General features: G+C 53.3%; 19 protein-coding genes and 1 pseudogene. 17 read left to right on the forward strand and 3 right to left on the reverse strand.

What is annotated here, in order from left to right; translation table 11 throughout:
* Positions 1-11 precede the first annotated feature (11 nt).
* From EDM59_RS23705 to EDM59_RS23735, 7 genes and pseudogenes are all read left to right on the forward strand, one after another.
* Positions 12-1,067, forward strand: a pseudogene (locus EDM59_RS23705) (ABC transporter ATP-binding protein).
* A gap of 5 nt (positions 1,068-1,072) precedes the next feature.
* Positions 1,073-2,770 (forward strand): putative 2-aminoethylphosphonate ABC transporter permease subunit, encoded by a 1,698-nt coding sequence (locus tag EDM59_RS23710; protein WP_122925879.1) that lies wholly within the window; start codon positions 1,073-1,075, stop codon positions 2,768-2,770.
* A 3-nt stretch (positions 2,771-2,773) separates the two neighbouring features.
* On the forward strand, positions 2,774-3,568 hold the full coding sequence (phnX, locus tag EDM59_RS23715) for a phosphonoacetaldehyde hydrolase (protein ID WP_122926233.1): 795 nt from the start codon (positions 2,774-2,776) through the stop codon (positions 3,566-3,568).
* 41 nt (positions 3,569-3,609) lie between these two features.
* Complete coding sequence (phnW, locus tag EDM59_RS23720; RefSeq protein ID WP_246011208.1) at positions 3,610-4,725, forward strand: 2-aminoethylphosphonate--pyruvate transaminase; 1,116 nt, start codon at positions 3,610-3,612, stop codon at positions 4,723-4,725.
* Between the two features lie 97 nt (positions 4,726-4,822).
* Positions 4,823-5,995 carry a saccharopine dehydrogenase family protein gene (locus EDM59_RS23725; RefSeq protein ID WP_122925880.1) on the forward strand — a complete coding sequence of 391 codons (1,173 nt, stop codon included), beginning with the start codon at positions 4,823-4,825 and terminating at the stop codon, positions 5,993-5,995.
* 13 nt (positions 5,996-6,008) lie between these two features.
* Positions 6,009-6,794, forward strand: coding sequence for a DeoR/GlpR family DNA-binding transcription regulator (locus EDM59_RS23730; protein WP_122925881.1), 786 nt, complete (start codon positions 6,009-6,011; stop codon positions 6,792-6,794).
* A gap of 117 nt (positions 6,795-6,911) precedes the next feature.
* Positions 6,912-7,478 (forward strand): SLOG family protein, encoded by a 567-nt coding sequence (locus EDM59_RS23735; protein WP_122925882.1) that lies wholly within the window; start codon positions 6,912-6,914, stop codon positions 7,476-7,478.
* A gap of 49 nt (positions 7,479-7,527) precedes the next feature.
* Here EDM59_RS23735 and EDM59_RS23740 read toward each other — a convergent pair whose 3' ends face one another.
* Positions 7,528-8,622, reverse strand: coding sequence for a LuxR C-terminal-related transcriptional regulator (locus EDM59_RS23740; protein WP_122925883.1), 1,095 nt, complete (start codon positions 8,620-8,622; stop codon positions 7,528-7,530).
* A gap of 191 nt (positions 8,623-8,813) precedes the next feature.
* Here EDM59_RS23740 and EDM59_RS23745 point away from each other — a divergent pair, with 191 nt between their 5' ends.
* The 4 genes from EDM59_RS23745 to EDM59_RS23760 all read left to right on the forward strand — a co-directional run bounded on the left by EDM59_RS23745 (position 8,814) and on the right by EDM59_RS23760 (position 12,908).
* Positions 8,814-10,274, forward strand: a complete 1,461-nt coding sequence (locus EDM59_RS23745; protein WP_122925884.1) for an amidase — start codon at positions 8,814-8,816, stop codon at positions 10,272-10,274.
* Positions 10,275-10,492: 218 nt separating this feature from the next.
* Positions 10,493-11,521: a VOC family protein gene (locus EDM59_RS23750; protein ID WP_122925885.1), complete on the forward strand. Its 1,029-nt coding sequence runs from the start codon at positions 10,493-10,495 to the stop codon at positions 11,519-11,521.
* Between the two features lie 33 nt (positions 11,522-11,554).
* Positions 11,555-12,631, forward strand: a complete 1,077-nt coding sequence (locus tag EDM59_RS23755; protein ID WP_122926234.1) for an NAD(P)H-dependent flavin oxidoreductase — start codon at positions 11,555-11,557, stop codon at positions 12,629-12,631.
* A gap of 73 nt (positions 12,632-12,704) precedes the next feature.
* Positions 12,705-12,908, forward strand: a complete 204-nt coding sequence (locus EDM59_RS23760) for a hypothetical protein (protein WP_122925886.1) — start codon at positions 12,705-12,707, stop codon at positions 12,906-12,908.
* A 42-nt stretch (positions 12,909-12,950) separates the two neighbouring features.
* On the opposite strand, the gene EDM59_RS23765 is transcribed toward EDM59_RS23760, so the two are convergent.
* Positions 12,951-13,883, reverse strand: a complete 933-nt coding sequence (locus tag EDM59_RS23765) for a GNAT family N-acetyltransferase (RefSeq protein WP_122925887.1) — start codon at positions 13,881-13,883, stop codon at positions 12,951-12,953.
* 218 nt (positions 13,884-14,101) lie between these two features.
* On the opposite strand from EDM59_RS23765, the gene nagA reads away from it, so the two are divergent.
* Positions 14,102-15,274: an N-acetylglucosamine-6-phosphate deacetylase gene (gene nagA, locus EDM59_RS23770; protein ID WP_122925888.1), complete on the forward strand. Its 1,173-nt coding sequence runs from the start codon at positions 14,102-14,104 to the stop codon at positions 15,272-15,274.
* A 64-nt stretch (positions 15,275-15,338) separates the two neighbouring features.
* Here the strand turns inward: nagA and EDM59_RS23775 are convergent, their stop codons facing one another.
* On the reverse strand, positions 15,339-15,755 hold the full coding sequence (locus EDM59_RS23775; protein ID WP_122925889.1) for a VOC family protein: 417 nt from the start codon (positions 15,753-15,755) through the stop codon (positions 15,339-15,341).
* 303 nt (positions 15,756-16,058) lie between these two features.
* Between EDM59_RS23775 and EDM59_RS23780 the strand changes: the two genes are divergently transcribed.
* The 5 genes from EDM59_RS23780 to EDM59_RS23800 are packed head-to-tail and all read left to right on the forward strand — an operon-like array spanning position 16,059 to position 20,841.
* The gene (locus EDM59_RS23780) at positions 16,059-17,051 is read left to right on the forward strand and encodes a LacI family DNA-binding transcriptional regulator (protein WP_122925890.1); all 993 of its coding nucleotides are present in this window, start codon (positions 16,059-16,061) and stop codon (positions 17,049-17,051) included.
* A 14-nt stretch (positions 17,052-17,065) separates the two neighbouring features.
* Positions 17,066-17,983, forward strand: a complete 918-nt coding sequence (gene rbsK, locus EDM59_RS23785) for a ribokinase (RefSeq protein ID WP_122925891.1) — start codon at positions 17,066-17,068, stop codon at positions 17,981-17,983.
* A gap of 10 nt (positions 17,984-17,993) precedes the next feature.
* Positions 17,994-18,389 carry a D-ribose pyranase gene (gene rbsD, locus EDM59_RS23790; RefSeq protein ID WP_122925892.1) on the forward strand — a complete coding sequence of 132 codons (396 nt, stop codon included), beginning with the start codon at positions 17,994-17,996 and terminating at the stop codon, positions 18,387-18,389.
* A gap of 33 nt (positions 18,390-18,422) precedes the next feature.
* The gene (locus tag EDM59_RS23795) at positions 18,423-19,928 is read left to right on the forward strand and encodes a sugar ABC transporter ATP-binding protein (protein WP_122925893.1); all 1,506 of its coding nucleotides are present in this window, start codon (positions 18,423-18,425) and stop codon (positions 19,926-19,928) included.
* Positions 19,918-20,841, forward strand: coding sequence for an ABC transporter permease (locus tag EDM59_RS23800; RefSeq protein WP_092274582.1), 924 nt, complete (start codon positions 19,918-19,920; stop codon positions 20,839-20,841). Before EDM59_RS23795 ends, EDM59_RS23800 begins: the two co-directional genes overlap by 11 nt.
* Positions 20,842-20,843: the final 2 nt, after the last annotated feature.

A 20,843-nucleotide genomic window follows, 5' to 3' on the forward strand; every position in this document is an offset into this window, starting at 1 on the left:
GGAGATCCAGCATGACAAATTCCTATTTATCCATACAAGGGATCAGTAAACGTTTCGGGCTGTTTGCTGCATTGGAGCACGTTTCGATCGATATCGCCAAGAATGAGTTTGTCTGCTTGCTCGGTCCCAGCGGCTGCGGCAAAACGACTTTGCTCCGGATGATCGCAGGGCTGGAGCAGCCGACGACAGGCAGCATGATCGTGGCTGGCAGACAGATCACTTCTCTGCCACCTGCGAAACGCAACATCGCGATGATGTTTCAGTCGTACGCCCTGTTTCCGAATTTGACAGCTGCCGAGAACATCGCTTTTGGGCTGCAAGAGAAAAAGTTAACCAAGCAGCAAATCGCAGCAAAGGTCGAGGAAGCGTTAGATATGGTCGACTTGTCTCACATAGCTGACAAGTATCCAGCTCAGCTCTCTGGGGGTCAGCAGCAACGGATTGCCCTCGCGCGTGCCATCTCCCTGTCACCGGATGTCCTGCTGCTGGATGAGCCTCTGTCAGCGCTGGATGCCAAGGTACGTCAAAAGCTTCGCTGAGAAATTCGCCGCTTGCATGAAAAATTCGGAATGACGACCGTCATGGTGACCCACGATCAGGACGAGGCGCTTACGATGGCCGACAAAATTGTCGTGATGAACCACGGGGAAGTCGTGCAGGTCGGTACACCTGAGGTCATTTACAACCAGCCTGCTACGCCGTTTGTCGCGGATTTTATCGGGGCGATCAACTTCATCGAGAGCCGGAGCTTTGATCCAGAACAAAGCGAGGCTTCCACGCTGCTGGCGATTCGTCCCGAGCATGTCCGTCTGCTGGCATATGAGTCAGAATGCGGAATCCCGGCGACGATTCTGGAAAGCGAGTTTCGCGGTGCATTTTATCGGATTTATTTGGAATGGCGGGATGAAAGCACCAAGACGCTGGAGCAGTTGACCCTCGATTTGCCAGCGGCACAGGCAAACATGCTTGGCGTGTGCCGTGGACAAAAGGTGTGCCTGGAGCTGCCTATGGAGCATCTGCTCCGCTTTGAACAGGATGAGGCTGCCGCCGCAAAGGAACAGGGGTGACGGGAATGATACGACAAAGTGGCAAGTCGGTGCAAAAAGGACTGATTACGCTCGTCGTGGCGGCGCTTCTGGCAACGGTGCTTTTGCCGCTGACTCAGCTGTTCGCGAAAGCCTTTTACGACCGTTACGGGCAGTTCGTCGGATTGAACAACTTCCAGACCTACTTTTCTACACCTGCCTTGTCTCAATCGCTGACGAATACGCTGTACATCTCGATCATGACGACGGTTGTGACGGTTATCCTCGCCTTTTTGTTCGCCTATGCGCTGACGCGTAGTGGCATCAGGGGCAAGCGGGCGTTTCGAGCAGTAGCGCTTCTGCCGCTGTTTGCCCCGACGATGATGCACGGGATTGCCTTGACCTATCTGTTCGGCAATCAAGGGCTGGTCACTACCGGAATCTTCGGGCTGCTCCCCTTTTCCTGGGACATTGACCTGTACGGCCCGGTAGGAATTATCCTGGCAGAGATCGTTTACGTCTTTCCGCAGGCGTACCTGATCTTGGCCGTATCGATGGCATTCGCCGACTATCAGCTCTACGAGGCAGCGGATACACTCGGAGCGAGCCATTGGCGCAAGTTTTGGGTCGTCACCATACCGAGTGTGAAATACGGGATCGTCAGTGCCTGCTTTGTCTCTTTTACGCTCGCATTTACGGACTTCGGCGCCCCAAAGGTAGTGGGCGGGCAGTATTCCGTTCTGGCTACCGATGTGTACAAGCAAGTCATCGGGCAGCAAAACATGACGATGGGCGCGACAGTGGGACTGCTGCTGATTCTCCCGGCCTTGGTCGCTTTCATCGTAGATCGCATCGTCGAACGAAAGCAGCACGCAGCCATCACGGCAAAATCCAAGCCTTACCGCATCAAAGAAAACCGACTGCGCGATACGTTTTTCTTCCTCTTTTGTCTGGCAGTGAGCGGATTTTTGCTGTTGCTCATGGCAGCGGTCGTACTGGCTTCGTTCATCAAGGTTTGGCCGTATGATCTCAGCTTTGGCTTGCAGCACTACGACTTCTCCAACGTAGCGGGAGAAGGAATAGGGCCACTTTGGAACAGTATCCTGGTCGCGGTGATCACGGCAGTTATCGGGACGGCTGTTACGTTTGTTACGGCTTATGTGATGGAGAAAACGCAGGTGTGGAGGGGGCTGCGACAAGCAGGCTACTTCCTGTCGATCCTCCCTTTGGCTCTGCCTGGGATGGTCATCGGTCTGGCGTACATCTTCTTTTTCAACCATCCAAACAATCCGTTCCACGGTCTGTACGGGACGATCTGGATCCTGGTTTTAGCCAACGTCATTCACTTTTTTGCCGTCTCGTTTATCACGGCGACGACAGCGCTGAAGAAGCTCGATCCCGAGTTTGAAATGGCGGCGGAGTCGATGGGGATTTCGCGGGCAAAGGTGTTCTGGCGGGTAACGGTTCCGGTATGTACACCCGCGATTATCGAAATGGCTGTTTACTTTTTCATCAATTCCTTGGTTACGATCTCGGCAGTCGTCTTCCTCTATGCGGCAGACTTCAAGCTCGCTGCTGTCTCGATCGTCAACATGGATGACGCAGGGGATGTAGCGCCGGCTGCAGCGATGTCTGTCCTGATCGTAGTCCTGAACATCATCGCCCGTGCTGGTGCGGAGTGGATCGCAGCGAAGATCCGCAAGCGCGCAGCATGGACAAACCAAGAAAAGGAGCAGGTGGCGTAAATGATAAAAGCAGTCGTGTTTGACTGGGCAGGAACGATGGTGGACTATGGATGCTTTGCACCACTGGCGGTATTTTTGGAGGTTTTCAAAAAGCGTGGGATTGAACTGACCAGTGGGGAAGCACGAGAGCCGATGGGGATGCTGAAACGGGATCACATCCAGGCCCTGCTGAAAATGGAGCGCGTGGCAGCGCTGTGGGAAAAAAAGTACGGACGCAAGCCAAGCGAGAGCGACGTGGATGAGCTGTACGCGGATTTTGAGCCGATGCTGATGGAGACTCTGCACCAGTATGCGACACCAGTACCCGGAGCCGTCGAGCTCGCAAATCGTTTGCGGGAACAGGGAATCAAGCTGGGATCGACGACAGGCTATACCCGCAAGATGATGGATGTGGTGACGGTATCCGCCAAAGAGCAAGGCTACGCCCCAGATACGCTCGTCACCCCAAGTGAAGTGCGAGCTGGACGCCCGTATCCATGGATGTGCTACCAAAATGCGATGCTGCTGGATTGCCATCCGATGAGCGACATGGTGAAGGTCGGAGACACGACGAGCGACATGAAAGAAGGACGCAATGCCGGCATGTGGACGGTCGGCGTTTTGAAAGGCGGAAGCGAGCTGGGATTGTCCCTGCAAGAAGTACAGGAGCTGCCTCAGGAAGTGCTGAGAGAAAAGCTGGCTCATGCGGCAGAGCGGTTGATGGAAGCGGGAGCGCATTACGTGATTGAGGAAATCGGCTGCCTCGATGAAGTATTGGCGAAAATCAACGGGCGACTGGCAGCAGGCGAAAGACCGTAATGGGTACGTACCCCAACATGGACTCGAAAGGAATGGGATCAATGACCATCAATCAAACCGCAATAGACAACCCGTATTTGCTGCTGACACCAGGGCCGCTGACGACATCACAGGCGGTGCGAGAAGCTATGCTTCGCGACTGGTGCACGTGGGATCGAGATTACAACGAGCTGGTACAGGCAATCCGCGTGAAGCTGGTGCGACTGGCTACCGCACGTTTTGAGGACTTTACAACGGTTTTGATGCAGGGTAGCGGCACCTTCAGTGTGGAAGCCGTCCTGAGCAGTGTCATTCCGACAGAGGGCAAGCTGCTCGTTTTGACCAACGGCGCTTACGGCGACCGCATGGTACAGATGGCGCGTGTACACGGCATCGCAACGGAAGTGATCGATTTCGGGGAGGTCACTCCGGTAGCAGCGGGCCCGGTTGAGGAGCTGCTGGAGAAGGACCCGGCCATCACGCATATCGCGGTGGTGCACTCCGAAACGACGACAGGCATGCTCAATCCGATCGCAGACATCGGTGAGACAGCCAAACGCTATGGCAAAATCTTTATCGTGGATGCCATGAGCAGCTTCGGTGGTGTACCGATGGACATCGCAGATCTGCACATCGACTATCTGATCTCCAGTGCAAACAAATGCATTCAGGGTGTACCGGGATTTGGCTTCATCATCGCCAGAACGACGGAGCTGGCCGCGACAAAAGGCCGTGCACGCACACTGTCACTGGATCTGTACGATCAGTGGGAAACGATGGAGAAGCATAACGGCAAGTGGAGGTTCACATCTCCGACGCATGTCGTACGCGCTTTCTATCAGGCGCTGGTGGAGCTGGAAGCAGAGGGCGGAATGGAGAAGCGATATGAGCGCTACAGCCGTAATCAGCAGATCCTCGCAGAGGGAATGGAGCGCCTCGGGTTCCGCAGTCTGTTGTCGAAAGAATCGCAATCGCCATTTATCACTTCTTTTTATTACCCGGATCAGGAAGCTTTCACTTTCCAAGCCTTTTATGAGCGGCTGAAAAAAGCGGGCTTTGTGATCTACCCAGGCAAGATTTCTCAGGCAGATACCTTCCGCATCGGCAATATCGGAGAGGTGTATCCCGAGGATATGGAGCGCCTCTTGAAAGCAATTGCAGAGAACCGTTTCTGGTAGAGCGAAAGCCTCTTTTTTTGACAAAAAAACCAAGGAAAAACATATAAAACAACAAGAAAATGTTTTGCAGTTGTTTGTACATGAGGAGGAATGTAACATGAAAGTCTTTTGTCTGGGTGGCGCAGGAAACATCTGTCGGGAAGCGGTATTGGATTTGGTGCAGCATTCTACCTTTGAGCAGATCACCATTGGAGATTTCAACGAGGAGGAAGGGCGCAAGGTAGTAGCTTGGCTAGGCGATCCGCGCGTCGATTTTGTGCATGTCAATGTGCGGGATCATGCCGACACGGTACAAAAGCTGCGGGGCTACGATATCGTCATGGATGGAACGACGATTACGTTAAACGGGCTGACCACAGCGGCGATCGCAGAAGCGGGCTGCCACGGCATCAACCTGAATGGCTTCGGCGAGGAAGATGCATCGGATGAGATCTTCCGTAAAAACGGCAAGACGTGCCTTCCGGGCTTTGGTATGACACCAGGTCTGACCCAAATGATGGCGATGCATGCGGCAAACCAGCTCGATGAGGTAGATGAGGTACGCGTGAGTCATGGCTCGTTTCGCCCGATCGCTTTTTCCAAGTCCATCACGGAGACGACGACTTACGAATACGACCCGGATCTGCCAGGGCGCGTCGTCTATGAAAACGGCGAGTTCAAGCAAGTACCGCCCTTTGCTCGTCCACGTGAAATCGGGCTTCCGGCTCCTTATGGCAAAACGGTTCAGTACATCATCCCTCATGCGGAAACGAAGACCTTGGCACAGGCTTTGTCTCCCAAAGGTGTCAAGCTGATCGAAGTGCGGGGAACCTGGCCGCAAAAGAACATGGCGCTCGTCAAAGCACTCTACGATTACGGCTTCTTGCGCAACGACAAGATCACCGTGGGTGAAACGCAGATAGGAATCCTTGATTGTATCTCCCAATACCTCTACAATTCTAGTGAAGGGAAAGAAACGGAATTGTATGGCTATTCACTGCATGTGGAGGTGACAGGGACTCGGGAAGGTCGTCAGGTTCGCCATGTTTTGTACCACACCCATCCGGCATCCGATGGCAGTATCGCGGGCTGGGAGAAGCTTCGCGCCTACACCCGCAACGTTGGCATTCCAATGGCGATTGCCACAGTGCTGATCGCCAGGGGAGCCGTAAACAAGACGGGCGTCATTACTCCGGAAGAAGCCTTTGACCCGGCAGTCATTTTTGCTGAATTAGCCAAGCGCCAGATCGTCATCCATGAGGAGATCACAGAGCTGGTAGCACAACCATAGGGGGACAAGAAGCGTGTCGTTGTTCGGAGAAGAGCGCAAGCAGATCATTTTGCAATTGGTAAACGCAAACGGCAAGGTACGGACCAACGATTTGGTGGAAAAGCTGCAGGTTTCGTCGGAGTCAATCCGCAGATACTTGGAAGAGCTCGAGTCGGAGAAAAAGCTGAAGCGTGTATACGGTGGAGCGGTCAAGCTGAATCTGGATCGCACGGAGCCGTCCCATATGAGCCGGGAAGTCCTGCGTGCCGAGGAGAAAAAGCGGATCGGCCGCGCAGCCGCAGATTTGGTGCAGGACAACGACACGATCGTCATCGACGAAGGAACGACTCCTTTGCAAATGATCAATTTCCTGTCTACCAAAAAAGATTTGACGATCCTCACCAGCTCCATCACTGCACTCAACATGTTGATCGAGTACCAGAACGGCGGCTTGCTCAGCGCTGAGATCTACTTTTTGGGCGGCAAAGTAAACGCCAAGCATCATCGGGTGGGCGGCTCCTTTGCCGAAGAAATGATGAAAGACTTTTTCGTGGACAAGGCCTTCCTCTCCGTAGACGGCTTGCTCATCCACAAAGGAATTACCTGCTATGATCCGGAGCGGGCAGTGCTGGCAAAGCGCTTTATCGAAAATGCAAACGAGAGCATCATCATGGCGGATCATTCCAAGATCGGAATCAGCACGCTCTGCAAGGTCGCAGAGATGAAGGAGATCGATATCGTCATCAGCGATACGAAAGCGCCCGCTGACTGGAGCAAAGAACTGCAAGCCCACAACGTGACCTGGCTCGTAGCTGAGTAACAGGATGGACAAGTGTAGACCGGTTTTTTCCCCAAGAGGGAGAGGATCGGTCTTTTTCCTATGCCGTTTTCTGCGTCATTCAAGTTTGTGTTACGATAAGAAACGAGAGGTGGCATCATGCTAAAACGGTTATTTGTTTCAGGCTACAAGGCTCACGAGCTTGGCATTTTCAATGAAAAAAATCCGGGCCTCGCCATTATTAAGAAAGCGCTCAAGCGGGAAATCCTAAGATTCCTTGAGGACGAGCTGGAATGGGTGATCATATCCGGTCAGCTCGGGGTAGAGATGTGGGCAGCCGAAATCGTGCTGGAATTAAAAAAGGAGTATCCTCATCTGAAGCTGGCGGTCATTACTCCGTTTTTGAATCAAGAGGAAAAGTGGAAAGAAGAGACCCAGGATTACTACCGGAATATTGTGATGCAAGCGGACTATCTCAATAGTGTCTATCAAACACCGTACCAGGGAGTTTGGCAGCTTGGAGAGAAAGACAAATTCTTGCTATCCCATTCAGACGGGATCTTGTTAGTGTACGATGAAGAAAACGAAGGCTCCCCGAAGTTTCTAAGTAAGCTCGCCGCAAAAAGAGCGGATCTTGGCGACTATCCGTTATTTCGCATTAATGCCTATGACTTACAGGCCATTGCAGAGGAACAGCAGCAGGAATTGTACAATGACTATTTCTAAACGAAATAACCAGCACGAGAAGCCGCCGAGGAAGGTGGCTTTTCGCATTTCATCCGTTCGTCTTCAGTTTATAGCACAGCTCCGTCCGGTTCGAAACGCCCAGCTTTCTGTACGTATTTTGCAAATGTCGTTTCACCGTGTTCAGGCTGATATGCAGCTCGTTGGCAATCAACTGGTTGGTATAGCCTTGCTGGACAAGCTCGTAGACTCTTCTTTCCGTTCGTGTCAGGTGGGGAAGCTGGACCTGCTGCTCTTGGACGGAGTGCATTCCTTTGGGAATCAGGTAAACGGCATAGGGAAGCGTTCGGAGCTCGCAAAAAGGGGTGGAGACAGAAGGTTGAATGTACATGGTGAACGCTTGCTGAGACGGAGACAAAACAGTTGCTGCTGGAGTAGAAAAAGAAGAGGAGCTGACCCAAGCATTCTTTTCTACATGCTGCTTGATAAAGGCTTGTACAGGATTCGTATAAGTCTTTCCGAAAAACCATTCCGCGCAAATATCTTTGGCTGCCGGATTCACATAACGGATGTGGGAGGGAGGTTCTACGATGATGATACCGATGGAAGGCAAATGGGAATGAGCAGCGAGCAGCATCCGTTCTCTGTGCAGCTCATCTGCATGCGTGTGGATAGCCAGCGTATGGGCGATCGTACGAGAGAGTGTTTCTACTAATCGCACATCATTTTCTGTGAAGCGCTGCTCCTGCTTGCAGCGCGCCAGCCCAATGGTGCCAACCAGCACGCCCTCCTTTTTGAGGTAAATGCCCATCTCATCATAGTTTCCGTAGGTGCGCATGAACTGGTTGTAGTAAATGGTTTGCTCGTATTCCTGATCGGGCATGACGTCATTGATGCGCAAAGCAGTGCGGGAGGGGTTTTGCGGAATGGCATTTTGCGGATGCAGCAGATCATGCTGAAAATAATAGGAGACATAGTCTTGGACCAGCCGATCCTCGACATTGAGCGTGATGGGAAGAAACAAATTGCCTTGGTTGTCAGCGATCCAAAAGATAGACCGATGATAGCCAAAAATTTGCGAGAGGGAGAGTAAAACCTGTTGAGGAAACCTTTCAGCTGGAACCAAAATGGAATCGATAAATTCCAAAATTTTTGAACTCCCCAGATGGAATTCGCTTTTGTTCACAACCAGATTCCTCCTGTCTCCTACGAGTTTTCACCATCATAATATATGTGTTTGCGGCTAGCAACAGGGTCCTGAAGAGAATGGGAAGTGCGCAGAAAAATGACTCTTTCGGGTAATTGGCAGCGCTTTCCTTGCTTGTCATAATGAATCAAACGAAAACATTCCCATAATGGAAAGGGAGGCGTTAATCTGTGGAATTGTCCCAATATTCAGCTTATGATGGAATTGGTTTGGCAGAGCTGGTCAGGCAAAAGGAGGTCACTCCAAAGGAACTGAAAGAGGCGGCGTTGGAGGGGATCGCAAAGGTAAATCCACAGCTGAACGCGATCGTGAGTGTCTTATCCGAGCAAGCGGATGAGCAAATCGATACGGGCCTTCCAGAGGGACCGTTTCGAGGGGTTCCCTTTCTCATTAAGGAGATCGTCCTGCATGCAGCTGGTGTACCGTTCAGTATGGGGAGTCGATTGGCAAAAGGGGCCGTTTTTCCATACGACACCGAGCTGATGGCGCGGTTCCGCAAAGCTGGTCTCGTCACAGTGGGCACGACGACTACACCGGAATTCGCTTTCAACGCTACGACCGAATCCGTCCTGCATGGACCGACCCATAACCCGTGGAATTGGAAGCATAGTCCAGGCGGGTCGAGCGGAGGGTCGGGTGCCGCTGTCGCAGCGGGAGTCGTCCCGTTTGCTCATGCAAATGACGGGGGAGGTTCTATTCGCATCCCGGCGTCCTGCAACGGACTGGTCGGGTTGAAGCCAACGCGTGGTCGTGTGCCGACCGGTCCTGATTACAGCGAGCCGCTAAATGGTCTCGGTATTGAATTCGCCTTAACGCGCACGGTCCGTGATGCTGCAGCGCTGCTCGATGCAATCGCAGGACCGGATACTGGCTGCTACGCATGGGCAGAACCGCCGAAAAGGCCGTTTTTGGAAGAGATTACCCAACCACCTCGCAGGCTGCGTATCGCTTGGACGTCAAAGCCGCCTTCTGGAGCTGCTGTAGACCAGGATTGCCTGGATAGCTTGTATGCAACAGTCCGGCTATGCGAGGAGCTCGGGCATGAGCTGGTCGAAGCTTCACCGATCATCGACAGTGAACAGCATATGCTTGCGACCCTCCGCATCTGGGCAGCCAACGTCACGTCCTGGATCGATGGAATCGCACAAGCGACAGGGCAGATACCATCAGAAGCGAACGTGGAGGCGGCGAATCTGTCCACCTATCGGTACGGGCGGACCATAACCGCTACAGAGCTGCTGGACGCGCTCACCATTCAAAATATCGTTTCCCGAGCGGTTGGCAGCTTTTTTACGGAGTACGACGTTCTTTTGTCCCCGACGACGGCAAGACCGCCACTGCCTTTGGGAGAGCTGAATGCAAACGCCAGCGGACTTAGCGCGAAAGAATGGACAGAGCAGATTTTCACGTATGCGCCGTTTACGAATCTGTTCAATACGACGGGCCAGCCTGCCATTTCCTTGCCGCTTGGCTGGAGCAGAGACGATCTTCCCATCGGTATGCAATTTGCCGGGCGCTATGCCGATGAGGCGACGCTGCTGCAGTTGGCTTCCCAGCTGGAGGTTGCCTGCCCGTGGAAGGATCGGCGACCCGCTTTTCATGTCGCTGCAGCGCAATTGCCCGTTTTCTAGAAGTCAGGGGTTTGATAGAGAGAAGAGAGCGAGCCTGCGTGTCTCGCTCTCTATTTTGCGTGGGAAAGACACAGATTCCATGCTGAAAATAGATGGAGCCAAGGCGAGTGAGGATGAGCGTAAAGTGCCAAAACGGTACGTGCGGCATGGAAAAAGATTGTATAATAAGAGGTGTCAAGCCAGTAGAAAGAAAAGGGAATGACGTAGGAGAGATGCACATGATTGACAGACTGGACCATTTTGTCTTAACGGTTCGGGATATAGAGGCGACCTGTCGGTTCTACGAGCAAGTCCTCCAGATGAAGCCAGTCACCTTTGGCAGCGGCAGATGGGCTTTGCAATACGGCCAGCAAAAAATCAACCTGCATCAGGCCGGTCATGAGTTTGAACCGAAAGCACAGCATCCTGCTCCAGGCTCGGCAGATCTTTGTTTTCTCACATCCGTCCCATTGGAACAGGTCATCACGCACATGACAGCCTGTGGGGTAAAAGTCATAGAGGGCCCAGTGGAGCGGACGGGAGCCAATGGTCCCATACTTTCGGTGTACGTGCGTGACCCGGATGGAAACCTCATTGAGATTTCGAATGAGGGAGTGCGCAAACAGCCCGTTCACCCTGACCCAACTGTGGAGAAAATCAGCAGCCTGTTTAAAGGGCGGGAGTCAGGCATTATGGGGGACGAGCGATACGGCTCGTTCAGCGTCCTGTTACCTCTCGTACCTATGGAAGATGGGCGGCTGGGCATCCTGTTTGAAAAACGGGCAAGCACAATGCGGCGCCAAGCCAACGAAGTCTGTTTCCCCGGAGGACGCACAGAGGAAGGGGACGAATCGCGCTGGGCTACGGCCCGTCGTGAGACAAGCGAGGAGCTGGGGCTGCCGCAGTCGCGCATTCAGCTGATCGGGTCACTGGACATCCTGCTTGGTCCGGGCAGAGGCAGTATTTATCCGTTTGTCGGCTATCTGGAAGGCATCGCAGACATGAATCCGAATCCGGACGAGGTAGGAGAAGTGTTCGTGATCGCCTTGGATACCTTGCTTGCGATGCAGCCTGCCATTCATAAAACTTCGAGCTACATACAGCCCGAAAAGGATTTCCCGTTCCATTTGATTCCAGGGGGAGAACGCTATCCATGGCGGTCGGGAACGATCGAGCATTTGTTTTACGAGGTGGAAGGACGTGTCATTTGGGGAATGACTGCGCGTGTGCTAGCGCATTTTCTTGATTGGATCCGGCATCAGGTATAGATGTGTAAAACCATTTGGGAGGAGTGGGGAATGATGTGGCAGGCAAACGCGATAACGAATCGATTGCAGGTGAAATGGCCGATCCTTCAAGCGGGCATGGCTGGTGGAACGACGACTCCAGAGCTGGTCGCAGCCGTTTCGGAAGCAGGTGGACTGGGGACGCTGGGTGCAGGGTATATGAGTGCAGGACAGATGCGTGACGCGATCCGCGCGATTCGTGCCCGGACCGACAAGCCCTTTGCCGTCAATCTGTTCATCCCGGAGAGCTGCGACGGCAGCCAGCCTGTAGCTGAATCGGTTTCAAGCGTAATGAACGAGGTTCGCGAGCGGCTGGGCATACCGGCTGATCCAGAGGTAACACGCTTTGCGGAACCGTTTGAAGAGCAGATGGCTGTCGTTTTCGAGGAGCAGGTACCCGTATTCAGCTTTACCTTTGGCGTATTGGAAAAGCGCTGGCTTGCTGAGCTGAAGCAGCGAGGAATCATCACGATTGGGACGGCAACCACCGTGCGGGAAGCGATCGCCCTCGAAGCCAGCGGTGTCGATATGATTGCTGCCCAGGGAAGTGAAGGCGGAGGGCACCGCGGATCGTTTTTGCCAGATTCACCGAGCAATCTGATAGGTACGATGGCATTGGTACCGCAGATTGTGGATCGCGTGGACATTCCCGTCATTGCAGCGGGAGGGATCATGGATGGCCGAGGGATTGCTGCTGCGTTTGCACTGGGAGCGCAAGCCGTCCAGCTGGGCACCGCGTTTTTGACCTGCGTAGAGAGTGGAGCTCATCCGCAGTACAAGCGCTCTGTTCGTGAGACAAGTGATGAGGCGACAGTCATTACCCGTGCCTTTTCCGGTAAATCGGCCAGAGGCATCGAGAATGAGTTCATGACCTTGCTGGCACCGCATGATCACGAGCTGCCACCTTATCCGGTACAAAATGCGTTGACGCGCGATATTCGAAATGCGGCAGCGAAGCAGGACAGAACAGAGTATCTATCGATGTGGGCAGGTCAGGCAGCTTCGCTTAGCCGGGAAATGTCTGCAGGGGAGCTGGTTGCTTCGCTTGTCGAGGAAACAGAGCGGGTATGCCAGGGGTTGCTCAAGAAATGAGATCTGCCAGCTTACGTATGCAGACCGTTCGTGACTGAAGTCCTTTTTTGCTGAGCACTGGGGCGGCTCGTGCATGGTGTACGGCGCGTATCAGCAAAGTATTTCCTGCGACGAGCTGCCCGGATTTGCGGCCTGGAAGGATGGGCAGGTAGTCGGTCTCGTGACTTGGCAGGAGGCAAATGCAGCGATGCAAATTGTTTCATTGGACAGTCCCAAAATCGGGAATGACGGAATTGTGCTGCAGGATGAGCTGGAGCTGGAAAAGCGGTTGGACTAGGGTGTGATTGCATAGACGATCACACCCTTTTTGCTGTCTTCCTCAAAAGCGGACCCGGTATTCGCTGCGCTGGGCAAAACGATGGAATCCCGCCCGTAAAAAGGAGTTTGCCATCGGTTCATTGCGCAGGTCCGTATCGGCCCGGATGAAGCGCTCGCTGCTTTGCACGAGTGATGCCACTCCCCGGTTCAACAGGACGTCGACGTAGCCGCGCCCTCTGAATTCAGGGAGGACTCCGATGTAGCCAATCGTCGCAAAGGTGGGGCTTTTGGTCGGCATGACGAATCCAATCAGCTCGTTCTCTGGCGTGTAGGCAAGCTCCCACCACTGAGCCTCATAAGACATGCTCTGCAGGTCGTGAAAGATCTCTTTTGCCTGGAGATAGGGGCCGAAGTCAGCACGCTCTTGCGCAATCTGTCTGTCGAGAGTGGAAGCGGAGCCGCGCATGATCGCATCGATGAAAGCAGATTCCCCCACTTCCGACAAGCTGCGAAACTGAATGCCTCCGTTTGCTTTCTGACTGCGAGGCTCATCGGATTTCCACTCGAAACGGGAGGTTTCCCGCTGCAGATGAAACCCTTTCTTTTCTAAAAACGTCTGTCGACTCGGCCCATTTTCCTGCCACTGTGGAGCCATGGCGGGCGTGTCCCACACATACCCCAGCTGCTGGGCACCTAGCTGTTTGCCCATCAGCAGCAGATCCTGCCACAGCTGGTCGCCACACGCGTCATCCTCCCAAGGAAGATCGAGCAGGACAATATCCGAAGGTACGTCCTTTCCGGGGAGCGTCCAGAACGCAGCACGCCCGAGTGTTTCACCCTCTCTTTCCACGAGAAAACACCATTCAGGACGCATGGCGCCTTGCGAAAACATATGCTTTACATACGCAAGAATGGAGGAGTGCCGTTCCGGAGGCGTCAAAACAGCGACAAAATCAGAAAGCTCATGCATGGCAACGCGGCGCACGGTATACATATGTGGATTCTCTCCCTCGGTTTCCTTAGGTAATTCGGTGTATGTAACCTTCATTTGCGATTTTGATAGTTACAAATTCATCATAGTAAGAAAATTCCTTCCAGTCAATCATGTTCTTGCACGGACCTTGGTTTTGTTATTTTTCAAGTGCTATAATCGGAATGACACGAATTTGTCCGAAAAAAGGTTTGCATGGCAGCAATGCGGAGGGGAAAAGCATGAATCAGACAATCGCCCTGAGAGGGACGGTACTTGCGAGTGGCGAGGAAATCGAGAACGGTTTGGTCGTCGTGGCGGGAGGGACCATCCAGTTCGCGGGGGAAGCAGATACGTATCGCGAAGCTCTGCCTGCCGAGGTGATCGAAGTGGCAGAAGGCTGGATTGCTCCTGGTTTCATCGACTTGCATATGCACGGTATCAACGGCTGTGACACGATGGATGGGACACCTGAGTCGCTGCAGGAGATTTCTCGTGCTCTAACAAGGTTTGGCGTTACGACCTTTTTAGCCACCACGATGACAGCGCCTTATGGGGAACTGGAAACCGCGTTGGAGAACATTGCCCAGCAAAAACGGGTCGGACTAGCAGGGGCGCAGGTAGCGGGAATCCATCTGGAAGGCCCGTGGATCAACCCCCGCTATAAAGGAGCGCAAAAGGAAGAGAACATCGCGATCCCAACGCTGGATGCAGTGCGGCATTTCTATGAAAAAGCAGAAGGACTGATCAAGGTCGTCACGATTGCGCCTGAGCAGCCGGAGGCATTGGAGGCGATCGCCTGGCTCAAAGATCGTGGAGTCATCGTATCAGCTGGGCATACCGGAGCGTCCTTTGCCCAAGCGGCTGAGGCTGTCGAAGCAGGCGTGCGTCACTTCACACACTGCTTCAACGCCATGACAGGCTTGCATCATCGCGAGCCAGGAGTGGTAGGTGCGGCGATGTATCACGAGCACCTGAGCACGGAGCTGATCGCCGATGGCATACATGTGCATCCTGCTGTGATGCGAATTTTGTATCGGGTCAAAACGGCTGAGCGTCTCGCGCTGGTCAGTGACTCTATGCGAGCTGCGGCGATGGGAGAAGGAACCTACGACCTTGGGGGGCAGGAGGTTCACGTCCGAGGTCAGGAAGCCAAGCTCGCGGATGGGACGCTGGCGGGAAGCATTTTGACCCTGAACCGGGCGGTAGGCAATATGGTGACGCTGAGCGGAGTGCCATTGCCGGAAGCGGTCGAGATGGCTTCCCTGACCCCTGCAACGATCCTCGGCATAGCGGACCGCAAAGGGAGACTGGCGGCCGGCTACGATGCGGACATCGTCATTTTGGACAAGGCATTTCAGGTGGAGGCTACGTTTGTGGCAGGAAAGAACGTTTATCGGGCAAACGAAAACTAGAGATGGCATGGAAGACACAAGAGAAGCAGTCTGATCGAAGTGGATCAGGCTGCTCTTTGGCATTTCAAGCTTGTTTTTGGGCGTCTAAAATCTCCAGGTAATGGGGATTGTACATGATGCCGAGAATGTTTCCAAAGGGATCAATGACGGTAGCCGTGATAAAGCCAGCCCCTCTGTCCTGTGGTTCCTCATGTGGCTGTGCGCCCATCTGCAGAAGCTTCGCAAAAGTGGCTGTCACATCGTCAACATGCCAGTAGACAACAACTCCAGAGGGAGAAGCTCCCGAGTTCGCAGGGGCATAACGGTTATCGATGATGCCCAGCTCGTGCTGGTAGTCGCCGATACGAAATTCGACGTAGCCTGGTCGACGAAAGTACGGCTCGATGCCGACTAGTTCGGTATACCATTTCGTTGCTGCATCCAGGTCCTCCGCCCAAAAACTGACGGTACTCATGCCACGCAAGGTTTTTCCTTCATTCATAAAGCGTGCCTCCTCATGAAAGTGGTTTGGTCTGGCTTCCTCTCATCCATGTATCCATCATAAAGGAGAAAGACTGACAGAAGCTGTCAGGGAAGACATACTCCCCGAAAGAAAAATTCCTTTTCAAAAAAAGACGTAGCAAGGAGATTTTTTCAAAAAAGTATTGACAGCTTTTTTTGAGCAGGAGTATAGTGTAAGCATCAAATATGGTACCGGTTACACACGAATGATTTCCACAATCATTCTCTTTTTTCGGAAAACATGTAACCGGTTACACATTGTGAAGAGACGGTGAAGGCAAGCATGGCAACGATACGCGATGTGGCCAAATTAGCGGGGGTATCCGTGGCAACGGTATCCCGATACCTCAATAAAAATGGATACGTGAACAAGGATACGGAGCAAAGAGTGGCCAAGGCGATCGAGCAGCTCAATTACGAGCCGAATGCGGTCGCGCGCGGTTTGGCTGGGAAGCAGACGGGCACAATAGCGTTAATTCTGCCCGATATTGCCAACCCGTTTTTTCCGGAAATTGCGAGGGGCGTGGAAGACGTCGCTCAAAAGCATGGCTTTACGGTCATTCTGTGCAATTCCGATGACCTTGGCCAAAAGGAAAAATCGTATATCGAAGTGCTGCGCAAAAAATACGTCGACGGGATCATCTTCGCCTCCAATACACTGGGGCAGGATGACGTCGAGCAAATGAATAAAAACAACATTCCACTTGTGGTGCTTGACCGAGCGCCAACTCGCCAATCGTGCAGCGTCATACGCTCGCGAAATTACGAGGGGGCGAAGCTGGCTGTATCGCATCTCTTGGACATCGGCTGCAAAAAGATTGCTCATCTGTATGGACCACAAGAGCTGATCACCGCCAAAAAACGGATGCTCGGTTATGAAGAGTCGGTGCTGGATTTTCCGTGGTACTCCCCAAGCTTGATGGTGCCAGGGCATTTTCGGATGGACGGTGGGCTTGCCGCAGTCAAGGAGCTGTTTGCCAAGCACCCGGATGTGGACGGAATCTTTTGCGGAAATGACCTGATGGCGATTGGGGCATTGAAAGGACTTCACCAGCTCGGCATTCGCGTACCCGAAGACGTTGCGATCATCGGCTTTGACGGCATCAGCCTGACGGAGATTACCACGCCAGAGCTTACGACCATCGCCCAACCCAACTACGATATGGGGGCACTGGCTGCTAAGGTGCTGATCGAGACGATCCAATCAGGTGTGATGGAAGCCAAGCTGTATGAGCTGGATGTAGAGTTGATCGTGCGTGATTCCACGAAAAGATAAAGGAGAGAGAAACGATGAAAAAGCCGCCACAGGTTGTCGTCATTGGCAGTTTGAATATGGATATCGTTGTCGAGGCAAAGCGACCGCCGCTCATGGGAGAGACGGTTCATGGAAACCAGGTTCACTTTATTCCAGGTGGAAAAGGAGCCAATCAAGCAGTAGCCTCGGCCCGTTTGGGAGCCAAGACGACGATGATTGGTGCGGTTGGCGCCGATGCTTTCGGCACGGAGCTGCTGCAAGCGCTGAAGCAGGAAGGCATCGATGTGGAAGCGGTAAAGACAGAAGCTGACAGCCATACAGGCGTGGCTTCCATCGTGCTGTCCCAGGGCGACAATCAGATCATTGTGGTGGCAGGGGCGAACGGACAGGTCACGCCAGCCGATATCAATACGCATGTCGACAAGATTAAACAGTCTGATGTAGTGCTGCTGCAGCTAGAGATCCCGCTGGAAACGGTGATCTATGCAGCAACCAAAGCAAAGGAGCTTGGCAAGACGGTGGTGCTCAATCCAGCGCCGGCTCGCGAGCTGCCAGATGAACTTCTGAGTCAGGTGGACGTCCTCATTCCAAATGAATCCGAGCTTTATCTGCTGGCGCAGGCGGATGCCAAAATCGAGCTTGCGGACGCTATGCACGCGATGCTGCAAAAAGGCGTTTCTACAGTCGTAACCACCTTGGGGTCCAAAGGGGCAGCGTATTTGACTGCCAAAGGAGAGCAAGGACTGGTCGCAAGCCATCGCGTTCAAGTCGTAGATACGACGGGAGCGGGTGATTCGTTTAATGCTGGATTTTCCTACGCATTAGCCGGTGGAGCAGCGGTCGAAGAAGCCGTCGCTTTCGCCACCAAAGTGGCTGCACTGGCTGTAACGAAGCTGGGCGCTCAGGCAGGTATGCCTACCCTCGCACAAGTAGAGGAATTCATCGCAGAGTAAGGGGGACATTATGAAAAAACTAGGCATTTTAAACAGCGATATTTCGGCGCTGATCAGCCAGCTGGGACATACGGATCGAATCGTCATTTGCGATGCTGGCTTGCCGATCCCTGATTTCGTGACACGCATAGATCTGGCGGTCGTTCCAGGACTGCCTTCCTTTTTTGAAGTGTTGAACGCAGTATTGCTAGAAATGCAGGTAGAGAAGGCGATTTTCGCAGAGGAACTGATCAAGGCGCAGCCGAGCGCGCACATCTATCTGGAAGCGGCTCTTCCGGGAGTGGAGATGGAGAGTGTCTCGCACGAAGCCTTCAAGGAACTGACGAAGGAAGCGAAAGCCATCATCCGCACGGGTGAATGCACGCCATATGCGAACGTCATTTTGCAAGCAGGTGTGACGTTTTAATAGCAACACACGGCGAAGAGAGGAGGAGTACACATGTCAGCCTATCTGTTGGAGATGAAAGGAATCAATAAATCCTTCCCAGGAGTCAAGGTGCTAAGTGATGTCCAGCTGAACCTGAAAAGCGGTGAGCTGGTTGCATTGATGGGGGAAAATGGGGCAGGCAAATCCACTTTGATGAAGATTCTCGGCGGCATTTACGAGCGGGATGCGGGGACAATCATCGTCAAGGGCGAGACACAGGAGAAGATGACACCGGATATCGCCTCCAGTCGAGGAATTGCGATCATCCATCAGGAGATGAACCTGATTCCCCATCTGTCTGTCATGGAAAACATATTTCTCGGTCGTGAATACACGTACGGCAAGAGCGGCTTTGTCAATTGGCGCAAAATGCGGCAGGAAACCAAGCGCTGGCTCGATCAGCTGGCGATCAAGCTCGATCCGGATACGCTGGTCGGCGATCTGTCAGTCGGTCAGCAGCAGATGATCGAAATCGCCAAGGCCCTTTCGATGCAGGCAGACATTCTCGTTCTGGATGAGCCGACAGCTGCCTTGACCAACCGCGAGATCGACGCCCTCTTTGACATGATTGCCTCACTCAAGGAAAAAGGCGTCGGGATGATCTACATTTCACACCGGATGGAGGAAATCTTTCAGGTGAGTGATCGGATCACCGTTTTGCGCGATGGACAGTACGTGGGAACCGTTGAGACGGCCGAGACGAATCTGGACGAGCTGGTGAAAATGATGGTAGGGCGTGAAATCACCGACCGTTTTCCAAAGGTAGAGGTTCAGCTGGGCGGGGAGCGTCTTCGCGTCGAAAACTTGAATGTCAAAGACAAGCTCTCCAACATCTCTTTCTCGATCAAAAGCGGGGAGATTGTCGGAGTGGCAGGGCTGATGGGGGCAGGACGCACGGAGATGGCCAAAGCGCTGTTCGGTCTGGAGAAGGTGCGGGAAGGACAGATTCTCGTCGATGGCAAGCCGGTGCGTGTGACGCGGCCGATCGATGCGATCTCTGCGGGAATTGCGCTCGTGACGGAGGATCGTAAAGAAGAAGGTCTGGTCCTGTCGCTTTCGGTGCGGGAGAATATTTCTCTGCCGAATTTACAAAAAGTCTCGTCTCTTGGCGTCATGAAGCCGAGAGACGAGCAGGTGCTGAGCAATGATGCGATCCAGCGCTTGTTCATCAAGACAGCAGGCGGCGAACAGATCGTAGGCTCGCTGTCCGGCGGAAATCAGCAAAAGGTAGTAATCGGCAAATGGCTGGCGAAGAAGCCGAAAATCCTGATCCTGGACGAGCCGACTCGCGGTGTCGATATCGGGGCGAAAAAAGAAATCTACGATATTATGAATCGCCTCGCACAGGAGGGTGTCGCGATTTTGATGATCTCCTCCGAGCTTCCAGAGGTGCTGGGCATGAGTGACCGCGTCCTGGTCATGCATGAAGGCCGGATTACGGGAGAGTTTACGAGAGAAGAGGCTACACAGGAAATGATTATGCGTGCAGCGACGGGAGGGACTAGCCATGCGGTTTAATGTTTTGCAGAGAATGGGCCCGCTGCTTGGGCTCGCCTTGATTGTCATCGTCCTATCGATTATTAACAGTGACTTCTTGACAGTAAGCAATATTTTCAACGTGCTGCGCCAGATTTCGATTAATGCCTTGATTGCGTTTGGGATGACCTTCGTTATTTTGACGGGCGGCATTGACTTATCCGTAGGGTCCATGTTGGCTCTTGCAAGCGCTATCACTGCAGGGTTGATGGCGAGCGGTATGGATACGTGGCTGGCTGTCTTGATTGGCCTTTTGGCTGGTGTAGTCATGGGGGCGATCAACGGCATCATCATCACAAAAGGGAAAGTGGCTCCGTTCATCGGTACCTTGGCGACGATGACCGTGTTCCGTGGCCTGACGCTGGTCTACACAGAGGGCAGACCGATTACAGGCTTGAATGAAGACTTCGCGCTGCTGGGGAAAGGCTTTTTCCTGGAGATCCCGATGCCAGTCATTTGGATGCTGATCTCGTTTGCTATCTTGTATTTCTTACTTCGTCATACGACCTTTGGACGCCATGTATACGCACTCGGCAGCAACGAGGAAGCGACCAAGCTGTCCGGGATCAATACGGGCAAAGTCAAAGTGCTCGTCTACTCGATCAGCGGTCTGTTTGCAGCCCTGAGCGGGATCATCCTGACCTCCCGTCTCAATTCGGCGCAGCCAACCGCAGGGACATCCTACGAGCTCGATGCGATTGCCGCCGTTGTTTTGGGTGGTACGAGCCTGTCCGGGGGGCGTGGCTGGATCGTCGGCACCCTGATCGGGGCGATGATCATCGGTGTGTTAGATAACGGTCTGAACCTGCTGAATGTCTCTTCCTTCTACCAGTCGGTAGTCAAAGGGGCGGTCATTCTCATCGCAGTACTCTTGGACCGATCTAAAGCTAAATAAAT

Source organism: Brevibacillus nitrificans, assembly GCF_003710965.1.
GTDB lineage: Bacteria > Bacillota > Bacilli > Brevibacillales > Brevibacillaceae > Brevibacillus > Brevibacillus centrosporus.